Source organism: Salegentibacter echinorum (genome assembly GCF_900129445.1).
In the GTDB taxonomy this organism is placed as follows: domain Bacteria; phylum Bacteroidota; class Bacteroidia; order Flavobacteriales; family Flavobacteriaceae; genus Salegentibacter; species Salegentibacter echinorum.
The window spans coordinates 15,033-35,755 of sequence record NZ_FQVT01000010.1 but is presented as its reverse complement, the minus strand read 5'-3'; the positions used below and the strand labels follow the sequence as shown (position 1 = coordinate 35,755).

At 38.0% G+C, this 20,723-nt stretch carries 15 protein-coding genes; 10 read left to right on the top strand and 5 right to left on the bottom strand.

The features are described from left to right. Positions 1-17: 17 nt before the first annotated feature. The 5 genes from rpoC (at position 18) to BUA71_RS13050 (ending at position 9,643) form a co-directional block, all read left to right on the top strand. On the top strand, positions 18-4,319 hold the full coding sequence (gene rpoC / locus BUA71_RS13075; protein ID WP_072880522.1) for a DNA-directed RNA polymerase subunit beta': 4,302 nt from the start codon (positions 18-20) through the stop codon (positions 4,317-4,319). 109 nt (positions 4,320-4,428) lie between these two features. Beyond that, positions 4,429-4,746 carry a DUF3467 domain-containing protein gene (locus tag BUA71_RS13070; RefSeq protein WP_072880520.1) on the top strand — a complete coding sequence of 106 codons (318 nt, stop codon included), beginning with the start codon at positions 4,429-4,431 and terminating at the stop codon, positions 4,744-4,746. A 155-nt stretch (positions 4,747-4,901) separates the two neighbouring features. Further along, positions 4,902-6,023 (top strand): protein kinase family protein, encoded by a 1,122-nt coding sequence (locus BUA71_RS13065; protein WP_072880518.1) that lies wholly within the window; start codon positions 4,902-4,904, stop codon positions 6,021-6,023. Between the two features lie 739 nt (positions 6,024-6,762). After that, complete coding sequence (locus BUA71_RS13060) at positions 6,763-7,011, top strand: hypothetical protein (protein ID WP_072880516.1); 249 nt, start codon at positions 6,763-6,765, stop codon at positions 7,009-7,011. Between the two features lie 1,012 nt (positions 7,012-8,023). Further along, entirely contained in the window at positions 8,024-9,643 is a 1,620-nt protein-coding gene (locus BUA71_RS13050) for an aspartate:alanine exchanger family transporter (RefSeq protein WP_072880512.1), read from the top strand. A gap of 178 nt (positions 9,644-9,821) precedes the next feature. Here BUA71_RS13050 and BUA71_RS13045 read toward each other — a convergent pair whose 3' ends face one another. After that, positions 9,822-10,421, bottom strand: a complete 600-nt coding sequence (locus tag BUA71_RS13045; RefSeq protein WP_083572101.1) for a phosphoglycerate mutase family protein — start codon at positions 10,419-10,421, stop codon at positions 9,822-9,824. A 6-nt stretch (positions 10,422-10,427) separates the two neighbouring features. Beyond that, positions 10,428-11,525, bottom strand: coding sequence for an esterase-like activity of phytase family protein (locus BUA71_RS13040; protein ID WP_072880510.1), 1,098 nt, complete (start codon positions 11,523-11,525; stop codon positions 10,428-10,430). 165 nt (positions 11,526-11,690) lie between these two features. On the opposite strand from BUA71_RS13040, the gene BUA71_RS13035 reads away from it, so the two are divergent. Continuing rightward, positions 11,691-11,876 carry a CsbD family protein gene (locus BUA71_RS13035; RefSeq protein WP_072880508.1) on the top strand — a complete coding sequence of 62 codons (186 nt, stop codon included), beginning with the start codon at positions 11,691-11,693 and terminating at the stop codon, positions 11,874-11,876. Between the two features lie 72 nt (positions 11,877-11,948). Here BUA71_RS13035 and clpB read toward each other — a convergent pair whose 3' ends face one another. Further along, entirely contained in the window at positions 11,949-14,555 is a 2,607-nt protein-coding gene (clpB, locus tag BUA71_RS13030) for an ATP-dependent chaperone ClpB (protein ID WP_072880506.1), read from the bottom strand. A gap of 175 nt (positions 14,556-14,730) precedes the next feature. On the opposite strand from clpB, the gene ytxJ reads away from it, so the two are divergent. From ytxJ to BUA71_RS13015, 3 genes are all read left to right on the top strand, one after another. Next, the gene (gene ytxJ, locus BUA71_RS13025; protein WP_072880504.1) at positions 14,731-15,120 is read left to right on the top strand and encodes a bacillithiol system redox-active protein YtxJ; all 390 of its coding nucleotides are present in this window, start codon (positions 14,731-14,733) and stop codon (positions 15,118-15,120) included. A gap of 220 nt (positions 15,121-15,340) precedes the next feature. Further along, positions 15,341-16,120, top strand: a complete 780-nt coding sequence (locus BUA71_RS13020) for a DUF1206 domain-containing protein (RefSeq protein ID WP_072880502.1) — start codon at positions 15,341-15,343, stop codon at positions 16,118-16,120. Positions 16,121-16,521: 401 nt separating this feature from the next. Continuing rightward, positions 16,522-17,370 (top strand): M28 family peptidase, encoded by an 849-nt coding sequence (locus BUA71_RS13015; RefSeq protein WP_175545960.1) that lies wholly within the window; start codon positions 16,522-16,524, stop codon positions 17,368-17,370. Between the two features lie 21 nt (positions 17,371-17,391). On the opposite strand, the gene mnmE is transcribed toward BUA71_RS13015, so the two are convergent. Then, complete coding sequence (gene mnmE, locus BUA71_RS13010; protein WP_072880500.1) at positions 17,392-18,795, bottom strand: tRNA uridine-5-carboxymethylaminomethyl(34) synthesis GTPase MnmE; 1,404 nt, start codon at positions 18,793-18,795, stop codon at positions 17,392-17,394. A gap of 167 nt (positions 18,796-18,962) precedes the next feature. On the opposite strand from mnmE, the gene BUA71_RS13005 reads away from it, so the two are divergent. Then, a complete protein-coding gene (locus tag BUA71_RS13005) occupies positions 18,963-19,301 on the top strand; it encodes a DUF4870 domain-containing protein (protein WP_072880620.1) in 339 nt (112 codons plus the stop codon). Positions 19,302-19,417: 116 nt separating this feature from the next. On the opposite strand, the gene dnaN is transcribed toward BUA71_RS13005, so the two are convergent. Beyond that, positions 19,418-20,536, bottom strand: coding sequence for a DNA polymerase III subunit beta (gene dnaN, locus BUA71_RS13000; protein WP_072880498.1), 1,119 nt, complete (start codon positions 20,534-20,536; stop codon positions 19,418-19,420). Between the last annotated feature and the right edge of the window lie 187 nt (positions 20,537-20,723).

The window sequence follows — 20,723 nt, the reverse complement described above, 5'->3', positions numbered from 1 at the left end:
ACTGAATATTGGAAAATATGGCTAGAAATAATGATAAGAATGCAGTAAAGAGATTTGATAAAATCTCTATAGGTTTAGCTTCCCCAGAGTCTATCCTCGCAGAGTCTCGCGGAGAAGTTCTTAAACCGGAAACTATCAACTATCGTACCCACAAACCAGAGCGTGACGGTTTGTTTTGTGAGCGTATTTTTGGTCCTGTAAAGGATTACGAATGTGCTTGTGGTAAATATAAAAGAATACGTTACAAAGGAATTGTTTGTGACCGTTGCGGGGTAGAGGTAACCGAAAAACAAGTACGTAGAGACCGTGTGGGACACATAAATCTGGTAGTTCCTGTAGCACATATCTGGTACTTCCGTTCTTTACCAAACAAAATTGGATACCTACTTGGTCTTCCGTCTAAGAAATTAGATATGATTATTTACTACGAACGCTACGTAGTAATCCAGGCCGGTATTGCTAAAAATGAAGAAGGAGAACCATTAAAGAAAATGGATTTTCTTACCGAAGAAGAGTATCTTAATGTTTTAGATAGTCTTCCGCAGGAAAATATGTATTTGGAAGATAACGACCCTAATAAATTCATCGCGAAGATGGGGGCAGAGTGTCTTATTGAAATACTTAAGAGAATAGACCTTAACGAACTTTCTTACGAGTTAAGACACAAGGCAAATAACGAAACTTCTAAACAACGTAAAACTGAAGCTCTTAAACGCCTTCAGGTTGTGGAAGCACTACGTGATGCCAATAAAAATCGCGAAAACCTTCCGGAGTGGATGATTATGAAGGTGGTACCGGTAATTCCGCCAGAATTACGCCCATTGGTACCGCTTGATGGTGGACGTTTCGCGACTTCAGATTTAAATGATCTTTATAGAAGGGTGATTATTCGTAACAACCGACTTAAAAGATTAATGGAGATTAAGGCTCCCGAAGTAATTTTACGTAATGAGAAACGTATGCTTCAGGAATCGGTAGATTCATTGTTCGACAACACCAGGAAATCTTCCGCAGTAAAAACCGATTCAAACCGTCCGTTGAAATCACTTTCAGACTCCCTTAAAGGGAAGCAGGGACGTTTTCGCCAAAACTTGTTGGGGAAACGTGTAGATTACTCGGCACGTTCGGTAATTGTTGTGGGACCAGAGTTGAAGATGTATGAGTGTGGTCTTCCAAAAAACATGGCAGCAGAACTTTACAAACCTTTTGTAATTAGAAAATTAATTGAAAGAGGAATTGTAAAAACCGTAAAATCTGCCAAGAAAATAATCGATAAGAAAGAGCCGATTGTATGGGATATTTTAGAAAATGTTCTTAAAGGACATCCTGTACTGCTTAACCGTGCTCCTACGCTTCACCGCTTGGGTATTCAGGCATTTCAGCCTAAGCTTATTGAAGGTAAAGCGATACAATTACACCCCTTAGCGTGTACGGCATTTAACGCCGACTTTGATGGTGACCAGATGGCGGTACACCTACCGCTTGGACCAGAGGCTATTTTAGAAGCGCAACTTTTAATGTTGGCTTCTCACAATATTCTTAACCCGGCAAACGGTTCGCCAATTACAGTACCTTCCCAGGATATGATTCTTGGTCTTTATTATATGACCAAATCACGGGAATCTACAGATGATGTGAAAGTAAAAGGTGAAGGCCTTACGTTCTATTCAGATGAAGAGTTGGTAATCGCTTACAACCAGAAAAAGGTAGATCTTAACGCCAAAATTAAAATTAGGGCAAAAGATTTTAACGCTGCCGGGGAATTAGTATATCAAATTATTGAAACTACAGTTGGTAGAGTACTGTTTAACCAGGCTGTACCAGAAAAAGTTGGTTTTGTAAATACCGTATTGACCAAGAAAAACCTTCGGGATATTATTGGTAGTGTATTGAATAAAACCAGTGTACCAGAAACAGGTGAATTCCTGGACGCCATTAAAGAAATGGGTTATGGATATGCCTTTAGAGGTGGATTGTCGTTTAGCCTTGGGGATATTATTATTCCTGCAGAAAAACAAACGATGATCGATGAAGCTAACGAGCAGGTTGAGGGTATTGTAGGCAACTATAATATGGGGCTTATTACCAACAACGAGCGTTATAACCAGGTGATTGATATTTGGACTTCCACCAACGCCGGTCTTACCGAATTGGCGATGAAGCGAATTCGCGAAGACAAGCAAGGTTTTAACTCGGTGTTTATGATGCTTGATTCTGGGGCACGTGGATCTAAAGAGCAAATTCGTCAGTTAACGGGAATGCGAGGATTAATGGCCAAGCCTAAAAAATCGAATTCCGGTGGTGGTGAAATTATTGAAAACCCAATTCTTTCTAACTTTAAAGAAGGGCTTTCAATTCTTGAATACTTTATTTCTACCCACGGTGCACGTAAAGGTCTAGCCGATACTGCACTTAAAACTGCCGATGCGGGTTATCTAACACGTAGATTGGTAGATGTTTCGCAAGATGTTATTGTAAATGAAGAAGACTGTGGAACTTTAAGAGGTGTAGAAGTAAGACCGCTTAAGAAGAACGAAGAGACTGTGGAATCTTTAGGAGAAAGAATCCTGGGACGTATTTCCCTGCACGATGTTCACGATCCTTCAAATAATGAATTGTTAGTTGAAGCAGGAGATGAAATCACTGCAGATATTGTTGCGAAAATTGAAGCCGCACCAATTGAAAGCGTAGAGGTGAGATCACCATTAACCTGTGAAGCTAAAAAAGGTATTTGTGTTAAATGCTACGGAAGAAACCTTTCTACCAATAAACTGGTACAAAGAGGTGAGGCCGTTGGTGTTGTAGCTGCGCAATCTATTGGAGAGCCCGGTACACAGTTAACCCTTCGTACGTTCCACGTTGGAGGTATTGCCGGAAACATTTCTGAAGATAATAAACTGGTGGCTAAATTTGAAGGTCGTGCAGAAATTGAAGATCTTAAAGTAGTAAAAGGTGAAGCTCCAGATGGTAGCCAGGCCGAGATCGTAATCTCCAGAACTGCCGAGCTGAAGATAAAAGATAAGAAAACCGGGGTAGTGCTAAGTAATAGTAACATTCCTTATGGTTCTCAAATATTTATTGAAGATGGTGTAGATGTTGCCGAAGGTGATACTATATGCCAGTGGGATCCATATAACGGGGTAATTATTTCAGAGTTTGCCGGTAAGATTAAATATGAGAATATCGAGCAAGGTGTAACTTACCAGGTAGAGATCGATGAGCAAACCGGATTCCAGGAAAAAGTAATTTCAGAATCAAGAAACAAAAAATTGATTCCTACTTTACATATTCTTGGTAAAAAAGGAGAAGTGATTCGTTCTTATAACCTACCGGTGGGTGCCCACCTTATGGTAGATAATGAGGAGAAAATAGGAATTGGTAAGATTTTGGTTAAGATTCCACGTAAATCTTCTAAAGCAGGAGATATTACCGGTGGTCTGCCAAGGGTAACCGAGCTGTTTGAAGCCCGTAACCCTTCAAATCCTGCCGTAGTAAGTGCGATAGACGGCGTGGTTTCCTTCGGGAAAATTAAACGAGGTAACCGCGAGATCATTGTAGAATCTAAACTGGGAGAGGTTAAGAAATACTTAGTGAAGTTATCCAGCCAAATCCTGGTACAGGAAAATGACTACGTGAGAGCGGGAATGCCACTTTCTGATGGTTCTATTACTCCAGAAGATATCCTGAACATTAAAGGGCCAAACGCGGTACAACAGTACCTGGTGAACGAAGTTCAGGAAGTGTATAGACTACAGGGTGTGAAGATTAACGATAAGCACTTTGAGGTTGTAGTAAGACAAATGATGCGTAAGGTAAGGGTTCAGGATCCGGGAGATACCATTTTCCTTGAGAACCAACTGGTACATAAATCAGATTTCATTGAGGAGAACGATAAAGTCTTCGGAATGAAAGTGGTGGATGATGCCGGGGATTCAGAAAACCTTAAACCGGGACAAATTGTTTCTCCTAGAGAGCTTAGGGATGAGAATTCCTTGTTGAGAAGGGAAGACAAAAACCTTGCAACAGCCAGAGATGTAACTGCTGCAACGGCAACTCCGGTACTTCAGGGTATTACGAGGGCATCGCTACAAACAAAATCGTTTATTTCGGCGGCTTCCTTCCAGGAAACAACCAAAGTATTGAACGAGGCTGCGGTGAGCGGTAAGATCGATAAGCTTGAAGGACTTAAGGAAAATGTAATTGTAGGACATAAGATCCCTGCAGGTACAGGAATGCGCGAGTATGATAGCATTATCGTTGGTTCTAAAGAAGAATTTGACGAAATGATGGAGCAAAAACAAGAAGTTAATTATAACTAATGTTTGGAACAAGGGCCGCAATCGCGGCTCTTTTCTTTTTATAAGCTAAAATCCCGGTCTTAGGCCGGGATTTTTTGTATTTTTATTTTAAACATTTCAAAGCAACAATATGAGTGAAGAAAAGAAACAACCCAAAAAGGGACAAATCAATATAGAACTGGATGAAACCGTAGCCGAGGGCACCTATTCTAACCTGGCGATTATTAATCATTCGGTATCAGAGTTTGTGGTCGATTTTGTAAATATCATGCCCGGCAGACCTAAGAGCAAGGTAAAATCACGTATTATCTTAACCCCGCAGCACGCAAAACGTTTGCTAAAAGCTTTAAATGATAATATCCAGCGTTTTGAAAAAGCACACGGCGAAATAAGGGATTATGAAAAAGCCCCAATGCCACTTAATTTTGGCCCAACGGGTCAAGCTTAATTTAATTGAAATTTTATTTTAAAACCCTGCAGTTTCTGGCTGTGGGGTTTAATTATAAAAAGCACTTTAAACCTGCGTTTATCCCTGAATATTTTTGATTAGATAGGTATATTGTACTGGATATAACACGTTGGGTGCAATTTGAACAAAAATCGATGAAAGGAAAAATTATTCAATTTATAAGAAGTAAAGACTTTAAATTCATAGAAGAAATAGGTCAAGGCGGAACTGGTAGAACCGTACTTCTTGAAGATGAAATAATTAATGAGCGATTTGTTTGCAAAAAATATTCGCCATATTACGAGGAGCACAAAAAGATATTCTTCAACAATTTCAAAGATGAAATCAAATTACTTCATCTTTTAAATCATAAAAATATTGTTAGAGTTTTCAATTACTATTTGTATCCAGAAGAATATACAGGATATATATTAATGGAATTTATAAAAGGCAAAAACATAACTGACTTTTTAAAGGAAAACCCTGACAAATTAAATGACATATTTAGACAAACAATAAACGGTTTTGTTCATTTAGAAAATTCAAATATTCTACACAGAGATATACGACCTGATAACATTCTGATTTCTAACGAAGGCATAGTCAAAATAATAGATTTTGGCTTTAGCAAAAAAATAGATTTTGAGTCGGACTTTGATAAGAGCATATCCTTAAATTGGAGATACTCACCACCAAATGATTTCAAAGAAAAAAAATATGATTTTAAAACGGAATTATATTTTATTGGAAAAATGTTCGAAGAAATAATCGTTGAAAATGATTTTCAAAACTTTCGGTATAAAGACCTTTTGAAAAATATTGTTGTAATAGATTATGATAATCGAGTTTCATCATTTTTTGACCTAAACAGAAAAATGATTTCCGAATTGACAAGCGAAATTTCATTTTCAAAGGAGGAGAAAGCAATATACCAGAAATTTGCTGATGGTTTAGAGAATATATTTAGTAACATTGATGTTGATGCAGAATACATTACAGATATTTCGAATATTATAAGAGAAATTCAAGAAGTTCATAGAAATTCAATTTTAGAAGACAACATTCAAAATCAAAACCGACTTGCGAGATGTTTTATCAAAGGTAATTTTCGGTATTGGAAAAATCGAGAAATAAAAGTTGATACAGTTTACGATTTTTCTAAATTCTTAAGTTCTTCATCGAAAGAAAGACAAAAAGTGATTTTAAATAATTTATGGCAAAGGCTTGACAAAATAGATAGACACGACCCAAGTGAAGAAGATGATTTACCATTTTAATAAAAAACTGTATCCAATAACTAAGCATTCCCCGAGAAAAAATCGGGTCAGGCAGTGTGGCCGGTACTGCCTGTCCCGATTTTATCGGAAGCCTAACATGAATGCCGTGTTGACTAAACCGGCTGTTCTTCGATTAGCCACTATGGGGATTGGTCTGTTTGCCTTGAGTTTTTTAGGTAGAGAATCCCACCTTTCTTTTTATTTGGCATCTAAACCTAAGCTTAGAAAATAGCAAGTTTCACTATTTTGGGTATTGAAGGGTTTTTTATCACTGCTTTTTACCATTTTTCTTGATTTTTGGATGTAGTCTTGGATTACGCCTTTTAGGATCGTTTTTCAGTATCATTTAATTTTGTTTTAATTTGTTAAGCCGGCGTTTTGGTGGACCACGAACTGTAAATGTGACCACGGTAATAAGTTTTTCTTTTTGCATACCGGGCACATCTGGTGTTGTAGGGGCTTTGTTTCTGTAGTACTGCCGTGCCTAATAGCTGCTGTAATTCTGGAATTATAGTTCTTTTGTAATAACTGCTTAGGATACTATAATTCCTGATCCGGGTGAATCCTTTGGGCAGGATCCTGAAAGAATCGGGACAGGTAATTTGATGAAAACCGCCTGATCTATTCGGTCAAAGTCAATTTTTTTATGATTATCTTTACTCAATAATCGAGATTTATCCCGATACCTATCGGGAGCTCCGAGGCTTGCCCCGAGGTAGTTTATTGTAAATATTTAGTTATGAATTCAGCAGAAATAAAAATAGACTTATTTAGAAAATTAGATTCATTAAAAGGAAATCAATTAGAAGAAGCTTATGGTGTTTTGTTGAATTATATTAACGGAAAGAATGAACTTGATGATTGGAAAAGTCTGACCCAAGAGCAACAAAATGCCATTAAACTTGGTATTGAAGAACTTGATAAAGGAGAAGGTAGAGAACATAAAAAAGTAATGTCTGATATTAGAAAACGATATACAAGTGCTTAAAAAAGTAACCTGGTCCCCTTCTGCCGAGAATGATTTTTGAATCAATATTAGATTACTTACAACTAAATTGGGATGACAAAATGGTAAATAGATTCATTAACAGAGTTGATGATAATATTAACTTGATACTTAAAGACTCAAAGATATTTCCTGTAATTAATGAAGATCTTCAGATAAGAAAAAGTGTAATATCAAAGCACAACACGCTTTATTATAGAGAAAAGGCAGGGAAACTCGAAATAATAAGACTTTTTGATTCACGACAAGCCCCTAATAAATTGAAATTTTAAAAAGCACTACCTATAACTAAGGATTCTCCGATAAAAATTGGGGCAGGCTGTGCGGCTCATTACTGTCGATCTCAATTTTTCCGGGAGCCTAACATAAATGCTCCCCAAGCTCGAGATTGGCTAAAAAGTCATTCTTTAATTGTTCTTAAGAAGATTGTTTGTCTTTGGTTTTCACAAAAGGACACATATTTTTCTATAGAAACGGCATAAATTAGGATAGATGAGCCTATATTTATTCTTGAAATAAAGAATTTATGAAAGTTAGAATTATTGGAATTATTTTATTACTTGTCGGTTTTATCATGATTTCCTTCATTGATCATGATATGATAGACATCTTTTCCGGAATTGTTACCGGAGTTGGCCTTGGCTTTACCATTACTGGCAGGTTTAAAAAATGTAAGTCATTATCTTAAAAATATAAATTCTTCGGCTTATACTTTATCGACATCTTTCCTTTCTTCTTCAGAAAAGAAATTCAATAATTATGGACGTCTGCTAACTCTAAAAATTCCTGGTGAAATTAAAAAAATATAGATTTTGGAATGCCGCTCATAAATGAAATTAAGGGTATGATTCATGTCAGATTTCGGTTGTTTAAAGTCGGGTATTATTTGATTAGTTGTAGTTCTTACCTAATTTAGAGCTTGGTTACGACCTGTCATTTTTATAAAGGAAATGGAATGTTAACTTGAAAGACAGGGATAAAATAAGCGCGGAATATGGATTTTCTCATAGAGTTTTTAAGTAAGGATTATATCGCCTTATTTATTATTATTGGTTTTGGGATTGCCCTGGGCCAGGTAAAGGTGAAAGGAATTTCATTAGATTCTTCCGCAGTTATTTTTGTGGCAATCCTTTATGGGTATATCTTAAATTCAAACGGCACCCAGTTTGAATTACCCGCTATCATCCAGCAAATAGGCTTATTGCTTTTTATTTTTACTATTGGGATGCAAGCCGGGCCTTCTTTCTTTGAGGTTTTTAAAACCCAGGGCGGTAAGTTGATAAGTTTGGCGGTGATTGCAGTGGTTTCTGGCGCAGGGATAACTGCTTTGGTTGCCAATGTTTTCGATGTAGAATTTGATATTGCCGTAGGGCTCTTTACCGGCGCTTTAACCAGTACCCCGGGATTGGCCGCAGCGATAGAGGCTTCAAATTCTCCCCTGGCTTCTATTGGCTACGGGATCGCTTATCCGTTTGGCTTGCTGGGAGTAATTCTTTTTGTAAAGCTTTCACCACATATATTCCGCGTAAAAATAAAAAAGCAGGAAGAAAATTATCGCGAAGCAGAAACAAGCCAAACCTCAGAGGTATTTAATCGCAATTTTATTATTAGCAATAGTAATATAAACGGAAAAACTATTGAGCAACTTGAAGTAAGGGCCATGACAAAGGCAAATATTTCCAGGATTATGCGTCCCGATAAAAATTCAGTTCCCGTAACTCCTGATGCTGTTTTGTATAAAGGAGACCTTATAAAGGCCGTGGGTACCGAAGAAGCTTTAAAAAAGGTTGAGATTCTTTTGGGGAAAGTTACCGATATAGAAATTCCCACCAGCGGACTTTACGAAATTAACTGGTATGTGGTTTCCCGCCGGGATATTGTGAAAAAGAAAATTGCCGATCTTTACTTATTAAATAACTTTAAGGCTAATGTAACCCGGGTGAGAAGGGCAGGAATAGACTTACCTGCCAAACCTACCTTAAAATTGCGATATGGTGATAGGTTGCTTATTTCTACAACCAGGGGGAACGTAAGCGGACTTTCCTCTCTTTTGGGAAATAGTATGAAAGAGGTAGAAACAACCAGTTTTCTTCCTGTAGCGCTGGGAATTGTTATTGGTTTGCTGGTAGGTGCTATAGAAATTCCGCTTCTCGGTGGAGGTTCTTTTTCTTTGGGAATTACCGGGGGTGTGTTACTGGCCGCGCTTATTCTTAGCCGAATTGGCAGAACAGGAAAAGTGCTTTGGAATCTGCCCGGTACCGGAAACCAGATTTTGCGACAGCTAGGTTTGCTGCTATTTCTAACGCCGGTTGGCCTTGCGGCAGGAACACATATTCAACCCACCATTGCCGAATATGGCATTAGTTTGTTTGGTATTGGTGCAATTATTACCGTAATACCCTTGTTTTTGGTAGTGATGATTGGCCATTGGTTTATGAAAATTAATTTTTTGTCTATTCTTGGAGCTCTTACGGGGGGTATGACTAGTACTCCCGGCTTAAGCGCTGTAGATTCTATGACCGATACCGCAGGTCCCCAGGTGGCTTATGCGGCGGTATATCCTTTTGCACTCGTAGCAATCATTATTTGTGCGCAGATCCTGGCACAGCTTTAAAGAGTAGCAAAAGTTTAATGCAAGAAGAAAGATTACTCTATCGTCGGAAGAAACAATGCTTTTTCAGCTCTTTTGCCTTATCCTTAATGGGAATTTGCTAAAACGAAAGGAGTGACAAAGTCCCCTTTAGGGGATTTAGGGGTTTTTTATTTTTCGAAGCAGAGTCAATTTTGAAAGCTTAATCAAAATACAGCACGCTAGCAGTGCGGCTATCGTTGGGATGAATCGTCACAATAAATAAACTGCCATAAACACTTTCCTCCAGGTCATCATATTTTTCTTTTCCTAAAATATAATTTACCCATTCGGGATTTAGATTACTGTGTCCCACTACTAAAACCGTTTTGTTCTCTGTTTCCTGCTGAAATTTCTTGCTGTTTAACTTTTCAGTGTCAAAAAAATTAAGCTCTTTATTTTGAGCTTGCGCAATAGGTTTGGCAGTGTTTTTTGTGCGTTTATAATCTGAAGTATAAATAAGGTCAAAATCGATATCTTTAAAAGTTTTTGCCCAGTTTTCCGCTCGTTTTAATCCGGCTTCGGTGAGTTTAGGATCTTTATTTCCAGAATCTGTGGTATCTTTTTCAGCGTGTCGAATAAAGTAATACGTGGTGATTTCTTCGGAAGGTTTCCTGGCATCTTCTAAAATATCTTCAGGCTCTTTCTCCCCAAATTCACAAGATGTAAGAAGCGCAAAACTACAAGTGATTAGAAATACTGAAATTATTCCGCGCAAAATATCTTTTATTCTTATTGATTTAGTGGGAATAAAATAATGCATAGTGTTTTATTTAATTTCCAATTCTAAAAGTATAAACTGGTTGATTTGTTTGCTAAAGCTACTAAAATTATCGTCTGAAACCAGAATAAGCGACTTTTTTCCGTTAGGTAAATCGGGGCCAAATGTCATACCCTCAATATTATCTATAATTTCTTTCGTTAGAAAACTTTTAATAGATTTAAAGTCGAAAACCAGTTTTTTTGAAGCTTTTTGATAATCAGATTTCTTTAAATTATCTATTGCTAAAGTATTGCTAGCCTTGCTGGCATCAACCTGAAAAATTTTTACCGTATTCCCATTAGAGCCATAACCGGCGGAGTATGCCCGTTCTAAAATCAGGAATTTATCTTCAGCATATTCAAGAATATCGGTTACCCCGTTTACCGCAAACCAGTTTATAGGTAATTTTGAAATTCCGTCTAATTTATAGGCAAACTGGCGTTCTGCCTCTTTGGTTTTTTTATTGAATTTTGTGATTCTCACCATAGATTTCGTCGGAAATACTTTAGGTTTTGGCCCGTCTTTTTCCAGGGGAAGTTCAGTGGCTACCCAGTAGGCTTTTTTGTCGAAACTTTCACTAAGCCCTTCAAAAACCCCGTTATGCCTTGGTTTTTGTTCGCCAGAAACTCTAAAATACTCTGGGATCTTGTAATCGGCCAGAAATTGACCCTCTGGAGAAACTTCAAATACCACGGGATCCTTGCCATATTTAATGGAACCTTCAGAAGTAAGAATGATTTTGTTGGTTTCAGCATCAAATCTAATGGCTTCTAAATCTAAGGTATTGTTCTTTATAAAATCCTGCTCGTTGTCCAGTTTTATCATTTCTGTAATTAATACAGTGTCTAAAGAACGGTTTATCATGGGGATTTCTGCTTTATAAAAGCGGGGATTAGAAGGTTGGTCACAAACCAAATAATAGCTTCCGTTGTGATAATCTATTCCGGAAATTCCGCCCACCTTGATGCCATCAAATTCCAAGTCATTGGGAATGACCACATCGTCCAAATAACTTAACTTTATTTCCTGCTGCTCAATTTTTCTGCTAGTGGCACAACTTAAAATACTCCCGCTTAAAAGGAGTAATAAAATAATTCTTTTCATAATTAAAATTCCTGGAAATAACCTGCTTTGTTTTCATTTAGCAAGGCCTCTTATTACAAGGGCAAAAATAACAAATCCTTAAGATAAATATGGGAGTATTTTGAGAGTTTGAACTTTAAGCTCATGGTATCTTAGAGGTGTTATTAACAATTAAAACCAATAGTTATGAATAATGATCAATTAGAAGGAAAGTGGAAACAGGTAAGAGGTCAATTTAAGCAGAAATATGGTGATGTGACCGATGATGACACTACGTATTCTGAAGGTAAATTTGATGAAATGCTTGGTCGTTTACAGGAAAAAACCGGAAAAACGAAGGAAGAATTGAAAGACGAAATTGATAAAATGTAATTTCGTTGCAACAAAAAAGAAAAGGCTGTCTAAAATTTTAGACAGCCTTTTTTTATTAAATCTTGCCCGTGATTAATCATTGGGCACTGCATTGGTTTCATTTCTAAATACCAAATGCTCATCAAATTCATCGATCAAAATAATACTATCTGTAGTGATTTTACCGGCTAGTATTTCTTTAGAAAGTTTGTTCAGCACTTCTTTTTGAACAACCCGTTTTACCGGTCTCGCTCCAAACTGAGGATCAAAACCAAGTTGCGATAGATAAGATATTGCTTCCTCAGTGGCATCTAAAACTATATTTTGTTTTGCCAACATTCTCTTCACCCCTTTTAATTGCAGGGAAACAATTTTGCGAATATCTTCTTTTGATAACGGACTAAACATCACGATGTCGTCAATACGGTTAATAAATTCTGGTCTTACATTTTGTTTTAACAGTCCCAGAACTTCGGTTTTTGCCGCTTCCATTGCTGTATCTAAATCCTGCACATTCTCAAATTTCTCTTGAATAATATGGCTTCCCATATTTGAGGTCATAATAATTATGGTGTTTTTAAAATCGGCGAGACGGCCTTTATTATCTGTTAACCGGCCTTCATCCAGCACCTGCAATAAAATATTGAAAGTGTCTGGATGCGCTTTTTCAATCTCATCTAAAAGCACCACAGAATAAGGTCTTCTTCGCACGGCTTCGGTAAGCTGGCCACCTTCATCATAACCTACATACCCGGGAGGAGCTCCAACCAAACGACTCACAGAATGCCTCTCCTGGTATTCACTCATATCTATACGGGTCATCGCTGCTTCATCGTCAAAGAGGTATTCTGCCAGGGCTTTCGCAAGTTCGGTTTTACCAACGCCGGTGGTTCCTAAAAACAGGAAGGATCCAATAGGCCTGTTTTGATCCTGTAATCCCGCACGGCTTCTTCTTACTGCATCACTTACTGCTACAATAGCTTCCTCCTGGCCAACTACTCGTTTATGGAGTTCATCTTCCAGTTTTAATAACTTTTCACGGTCGCTTTGCAGCATTTTGGTGACAGGTATTCCCGTCCATTTGGCGACAACCTCTGCAATATCTTCGTTGGTCACCTCTTCCTTGATCAAGGTGTTAGTTTCCTTCTTTTCGGCTACTTCTTTTTGTAATTTTTCCAGTTTTTCCTGGGCTTCCTTAATTTTTCCGTAGCGAATTTCGGCTACCTTACCGTAATCGCCTTCCCGCTCGGCACGTTCAGCCTCCAGTTTATAATTCTCAAGATCAGATTTTAACCCCTGAATATTATCTACTACGCTCTTCTCATTTTGCCAGCGGGCATTTAACTCATTACGATCTTCTTTGAGGTTAGCTAATTCGGCGCGAAGCGTTTTTAGTTTGGTTTCATCCTTTTCACGTTTAATCGCTTCAATTTCAATCTCCAATTGCATGATCCTACGATCTAATACATCCAGTTCTTCTGGCTTGGAGTTAATTTCCATACGTAGCTTAGAAGCAGCTTCATCCATAAGGTCTATCGCTTTATCGGGTAAAAACCTGTTGGTAATATACCGCTGTGATAATTCTACTGCCGCAATAATAGCCTCATCTTTAATACGCACCTTGTGGTGGGTTTCATACTTTTCTTTAATTCCCCTTAAAATGGAGATCGCACTCTCGGTATCGGGTTCTTCTACCATCACCTTTTGAAACCTTCGCTCCAGGGCCTTATCCTGTTCAAAATACTTTTGGTATTCATCTAAAGTTGTGGCTCCAATAGCGCGAAGTTCACCTCGGGCCAGGGCCGGTTTCAAAATATTGGCGGCATCCATAGCTCCCTGTCCGCCACCGGCGCCTACCAGGGTGTGGATTTCATCAATAAATAACACAATATCACCATCGCTGGAAGTCACCTCCTTGATCACCGCTTTTAAACGTTCCTCAAACTCCCCTTTATATTTGGCACCGGCGATAAGTGCCCCCATATCCAAATTATATATGGTTTTATCCTTTAGGTTATCGGGAATATCACCGGCAATTATTCTATGTGCCAGACCCTCGGCAATAGCAGTTTTACCGGTTCCGGGTTCACCTACCAGCATAGGGTTGTTCTTGGTCCTTCGGGACAGGATTTGCAAAATCCTTCTAATCTCTTCATCCCTTCCAATAATTGGATCTAATTTACCTTCCTCGGCCATTTTATTGAGGTTGTTGGCATATTTTTCCAAGGAATTATAGGTATCTTCTGCGCTTTGGGAAGTCACTCTATCGCCCTGCCGTAATTCTTCAATAGCCGTCTTCATAGACTTTTCGGTGGCACCCTGGTCTTTTAATATTTGGGCAACCTTGCTTGAGGATTTAAGGATTGCCAGAATTAAATGTTCAATAGAAACATATTCATCTTTCATTTTTTTAGCGATGGTACTGGCTTCATTCATAGCTTTACCTGCTTCTCGTGAGAGAATAATATCGCCACCACTCACTTTAGGGAAACTTTCTAAAGTTTTATCGAGAATCTCGTTGAAAAGATTTACGTTAATGTTCAGTTTTTTCAGCAGAAAAGGCGCAACATTTTCATCTACCATACCAATGGCTTTAAAAATGTGTTCATTTTCTATTTGCTGATGGCCCATTTCCTGGGCAAGCTGTTGTGCTTGCTGGATGGCCTCTTGTGATTTTATAGTAAAGTTTTTAAAATTCATTTCCGTTATTTTTCTGAAGTAGAGCAATTGATATACCAATGTAGAATAATGACATTATGGCGTTATATTTTAATAATTAACCGACAAATTGTCTATTTAGGTTAATAGATTCTTAATCATTTGATGAAGTAGTTCTACTTAATTTTATAAACTTAAATTTGTAAAAAATCATATTATGGGAATATTGGATAAATTTTTTAATTCTGATAAAGACGATAAGCAGGAAGATGGAATTACCTGGCATCCTTTAACCGATAAAGATCAGATCACTATTGCCTTAGAAGAGTCTAAAGATAAATTAATAGCGGTTTTTAAACATTCTACTAGCTGTGGAGTAAGCCGGATGGTGCTTAAGAGCTTTGAAAAAGAATATATTGAAAATGAAGATGTTAAACTTTATTTTCTGGATTTAAGAAAGCATCGCGAAGTTTCTAATGCTGTGGCAAGTGAATTGAATGTAAGACATGAGAGTCCGCAGCTTATCGTTTTGCAAAATAAGGAAGTAGTTCATCACGCTTCCCATCAGGATATTGATGCTGAAAAAATTGCCGAGCTAGCCAGATAAACATCTTGCCGTTCAGGTCTTAACGAAAAGTAGATTTAGTATCTAAGAGCTGCCGATTATCATCTTTTAACCGCAAGGCGATAGCATGAGGTTTATTTCCCCGGGACCTGGCTCGAAATAGAAGAACTTTTTACAAAAGCATACCTCGTGCCTTTGGTTCGGGGTTGTTGAATTTTTAGACTAATCGTAACTTTAGCATTTAGTGAAAACAATATTTTAAGTGAGAAAATATTATAAAACCGTGGCCATTATTGGTTTTATCTCCAAAGGGATTATTTATTTGGTGATTGGGGTGCTTTCTTTATTGGCCGCACTACGAATGGGAGGTGAAAGCTCTGGAACCAATCAGGCTCTTACTTTTCTAAAAAGACAGCCTTTCGGACAAATAATGTTGTTATTTCTTGGCGTTGGTTTATTGTGTTATTCGTTTTGGATGTTTCTACAAAGCATTAAGAACCCTGAAAAACTCGACTCATCCCGAAGGTCGAAGTCTCGCCGATTCGGACTTTTTACTACGGGATTGGTTTATACGGCTGTAGCTATCATGGCCTTTTACCACCTTTTTACAAACTCGTATAAGGGAGATTCTGAAACGCGTTATATGAGTTTTCTAGATCCCTCAGTAATCTCCTATATTTTTATAGGTGTTGGAATCATACTTCTTGTTCAGGCGGTTATTCTAATAAGGGGGGCATTTAAAGGAGGTTTGCTGGATCAGTTTAATTTAGAAGGACAAAAACACCATCGCATAATTAGGTCTGTAGGAAGGTTTGGTTTCTACGCGCGTGCCTTTGTAGTGCTAATTATCGCCTATTTTTTCCTTCGTGCCGGAATTTATTCGGGAAGTAATGATATTAAAGGCATGCAAGATGCTTTTGCCTTTATGGATCAATCTAGTTCAGGTCGGATTTTGATGGCTTTCACGGCTGTTGGGTTTATTTCTTATGGTGCATTTTTTGTTTTTCTAACTCGGTTTAGGAGTTTTGGAACAGAGGATTGAGTTGTTGATTGACGTTGGGAAACTGCCTAAGCGTGATTATACATTCCTAAAAAGGCAGGAAGCTCTGTACCCGGCAAGAATCCTACGTAGGTTTTGTCTGTGAAAACAACTATTTTTGAGTAATGTCCATCAGGGTTTAAAATATTTTTAAGTAGTAAATTACTATTGGTCGGTAAAGAAATAAGATTGCTTTCCTGCAAGAATAAAGAGAAAAGACTAAATTCTAACTAACCGAGAATCAAGCCTTTTAATAAGTAATATTCTTCAACTAAGTCTTTTTCCTGAAGATTTCAAATAGCAAGAAGGATAATTGTGAAAGCGTTTTGCGGCATTGCTATAAAAAAGAACAAGCTAATTAGTTATATTTTTATCGGACATCAAAGGCAATAAAGATATTTGGAGTGGGAAATAAAATAAAAGCAAATAAAGATATTTTATATCGAGATGTAGCATTCCTTACATCCATATATCCGTTCAGGAATTATAAAAATCCTAAAAGTCTTAAGAAGGCGGCAAATTTTATTGAAAATGAATTCAGGAAAATAGGCTTACGCACCGCGCGACAAGAATGGTTGGTAGGGGAGGAACCTTACGAGAATATTATCGCAAAATATCAGCCCGAGAAAACAAAACGCTTTATTATTGGGGCGCATTATGATGTGTATAAGGACCAGCCCGGGGCAGATGATAATGCCAGTAGTGTGGCAGGATTACTTGAGATAGCAAGAATGCTAACAAAGAATGAGGTAGCATTAGAATACGGAATCGATTTTGTTTCCTTTTGTTTGGAAGAGCCACCGTTTTTTAAAAAGAAAGAAATGGGAAGTTATATTCATGCAAAATCTATTGGAGATCAAAACATAGAATATATTGGAATGATCGCACTGGAGATGATTGGCTATTACCATGAAGAACCCGAGTATAATGCTGATAGTAACTCCAGTAAAAACTTTTTAATAGTCTCCGGTATTAAGCGTTTTGATACATTCAATAAAAACATATCCAAATTGTTGAAAGCCTATGGAGAAATTGATTCCCGACGCTTATCTTATGCCGATAATTACCGAAACAACGGTCCTTCTGATCATCGCAATTATTGGCAATATGGAATTCCGGCCGTCATGGTGATTGGAACTGGAGGCCACGGGAATCCTCACTACCACAAAGCTACCGATACTATTGATACTTTAGACTTCGAAATTATGAGCCGTGCAGTAAACAGTTTGGTGTATGCCTTGACCAATTTCTAAATTATAGATTTGCTGTTTTATTTATTTCCCGATACAGAAATTAGAAAATATATTCCCAAGTAACTCGTCATTGGTAACCTGGCCGGTGATTTCTCCAAAATATTCTAAAGCTTCACGAATATCTATAGCCAATAAATCGCCTGACAAACCTGAGTTTAGACCTTCTTCCACTTTGTTGATTTCTTCAAGGGCTTGAAGTAGCGCATTGTAATGACGGGAGTTGGTGACGATGGTGTTGTTGTTTCTAAGAGCTCCTGTATTGACAAATTCGAGTAATTTTGTCTTTAACTCCTCAACCCCGGCACCGGTTTTAGCCGAGATTAATTGTAAACTTGCGCCTTCAACTTCGTTTAAATCTTTATACAATCGCGTTTTCTCTTCTTCTACAAGTTGGTCTATTTTATTGGCAAGGATTAAAAGTGGTTTCTGTGGAAACTGATTGTGAATCTTCTTAATTTCAACCTTGAACTTCGAACTTTCCACTTTGAAGTTTTCTGCATTGAGCAAAAAAACAACAACCTGCGCCTGACTTATCTTCTCAAAAGTCCGCTTTATCCCGATGCTTTCTACCTTATCTTCGGTTTCCCTAATCCCGGCGGTATCGATAAATCTAAACCCCACGCCGCCAATGCTCATTTCGTCTTCAATAGAATCCCTTGTGGTGCCAGCAACATCAGAGACTATGGCGCGTTCTTCATTTAAAAGTGCGTTGAGTAAAGTAGATTTTCCTACGTTTGGCTCGCCCACAATCGCAACCGGAATTCCGTTCTTAAGCACATTACCCGTTGCAAAAGAATCGATTAAACGTTTTAAAACCTGCTGAATTCTCGCAACCAATTCTTTAAATTGATCGCGATTGGCGAATTCCACATCTTCTTCAGAAAAGTCGAGCTCCAATTCAATTAAAGAAGCAAAATCCAACAATTCCTGGCGCAAGCGATGTATCTCGTTCGAAAATCCGCCGCGCATTTGTTGCATCGCCATTTGGTGGGAAGCCTGATTTTCAGAAGAAATCAAATCGGCCACCGCTTCAGCCTGACTTAAATCCATTTTTCCATTTAAAAACGCCCGCATAGTAAATTCACCTGCTTCGGCAGATCTACAGCCTTTTCTTATCATCAGCTGAATAATTTCTTGCTGAATATACGGACTTCCGTGGCATGAAATTTCAACCGTTTCCTCTCCCGTATAAGATTTAGGTGCCCTAAATACCGAAATTAAAACTTCATCTAAGGTGCGTTCGGCATCCACGAGATTGCCCAGATGCAAAGTGTGACTGGGCTGTTCTTCCAGGTTTTTTTTGCTTTTTGCTTTAAAAAGTGGCGAAACAATGGATAAAGCTTCGGGACCCGAAACTCTTATTATAGCAATCGCCCCGGCGCCAGATGGCGTCGCAAGAGCAACAATGGTGTCATTTAATTTCATAGGGCAAAGATAAGCCTCCCCCCAACCCCCTCCAAGAGAGGGGGAGAAAAATTGATCTTTTTAGAATATGTAACAATTAGTAAAGTTTATCGTCTTATTTATAAACAGAGAGTTAGGAGCTCATAGAGATGAGATTATACGAAAACCAGTTATTTAATTACAAACAAATGCGAGAAGACAAACAAATGCTTATGCTTACCCATCTTTCCCAGTTATTAAGCCTTGTTACCGGGTTGGGAGGTTTTATTGTTCCTTTAATTCTTTGGCTTACCCAAAAGGATAAAATAGCGGGAATGGATTTTCACGGTAAAATAATCCTCAACTTTCAAATAAGTATGTTTATTTACAGTATTATTTGTATTCCGCTAATATTCCTTGTCGGACTTGGTTTTTTTGGCTTCTTAATTATTGGGATTCTAATATTAATCCTCCCAATTATAAACGCCATTAAGGTAAGCAACGGCGAAATCCCGAATTATCCATTAACCATAGAAATCATAAAATAATTAAATAAAAAATCCTCACATTCCCGATACCTATACGGGATTATGAGGATTTTATATTTTTTCTCCTCTCCTTGGGAGGGGCTGGGGGAGGCTTCCCCCTTAGGGAGCCAGGGGGCTTAACTATTAAGCATCACCGGCATAACGAGCATGGTAATCTTTTCCCCGGGATCTAAACCATCTATTGGCGTAAGAATTCCTGCGCGATTTGGCAAGCTCATTTCCAACTGCACTTCATCTGAATTTAAATTATTCAGCATTTCTGTTAGAAAACGAGAGTTAAAGCCAATTTGCATATCGTCTCCTTCATAAGCACAAGTAAGACGTTCCTCTGCTTTGTTGCTGTAATCAACATCTTCCGCAGAAATATTTAATTCGGCTCCTGCGATTTTTAAGCGCACCTGGTGGGTGGTTTTGTTAGAGAAAATAGAAACACGACGCACCGAACTTAAAAATTGGTTGCGTTCTATACTTAACTTATTCGGATTTTCTTTAGGAATTACCGCTTCATAATTTGGATATTTCCCGTCTATAAGTCGGCAAACCAACTGGGTATCGTCAAAAGTGAATTTCGCATTGGCGTCGTTATACTCTATAAGAACTTCACTTTCACTTCCGGCTAAAATACCCTTTAAAAGGTTTAAAGGTTTTTTAGGCATGATAAAATCGGCAGCTTCGGTGGCGCTCACATCTTCCCTGGAGTATTTTACCAGTTTATGAGCATCGGTAGCCACAAAGGTTAACCCATCTGTAGTGAATTGAAAAAACACACCACTCATCACCGGGCGTAAATCATCATTTCCAGAGGCAAAGATGGTTTTGCTAATGGCCGTGGCCAAAATATCTCCTTCAATAATGGTTTTGCTGGGATCTTCCAGTTCCACGGGATTAGGGAATTCCTCACCATCGGCGTAAGCCAGTGCATATTTCCCGTGATTGGAACTCAATTCTATAGTGTTGTTATCTTCTACCACGAAGGTTAGTGGCTGCTCGGGAAAAGTCTTTAAGGTGTCCAAAAGTAATTTTGCCGGTACCGCTATTTTTCCTTCGGAATCTGACTCTACTTTTAACTTTGCAGACATGGTAGTCTCAAGATCTGAAGCAGAAACACTAAGTTCGTCCTGATTAAGGTCAAATAAAAAGTTGTCTAAAATAGGAAGGGTGTTGGTGTTGTTTATTACGCCACCCAATATTTGAAGCTGTTTCAGCAAATAACTGCTGGATACAATAAATTTCATCGGCTTTGTGATTAATTAGAATCGTTTACAAATATATTGAATCTGGTAAATTCAGGACGCTTTCAAGATAGTATTTATTAACATTGTAATCTTGAAATTATGTGTTATACTGCTGAAAATTAGTGGAGTGTCGCAGCGAAAATCTTTCTTATTGTTAATATGTTACTTTCTTCGACCCGATAACTTC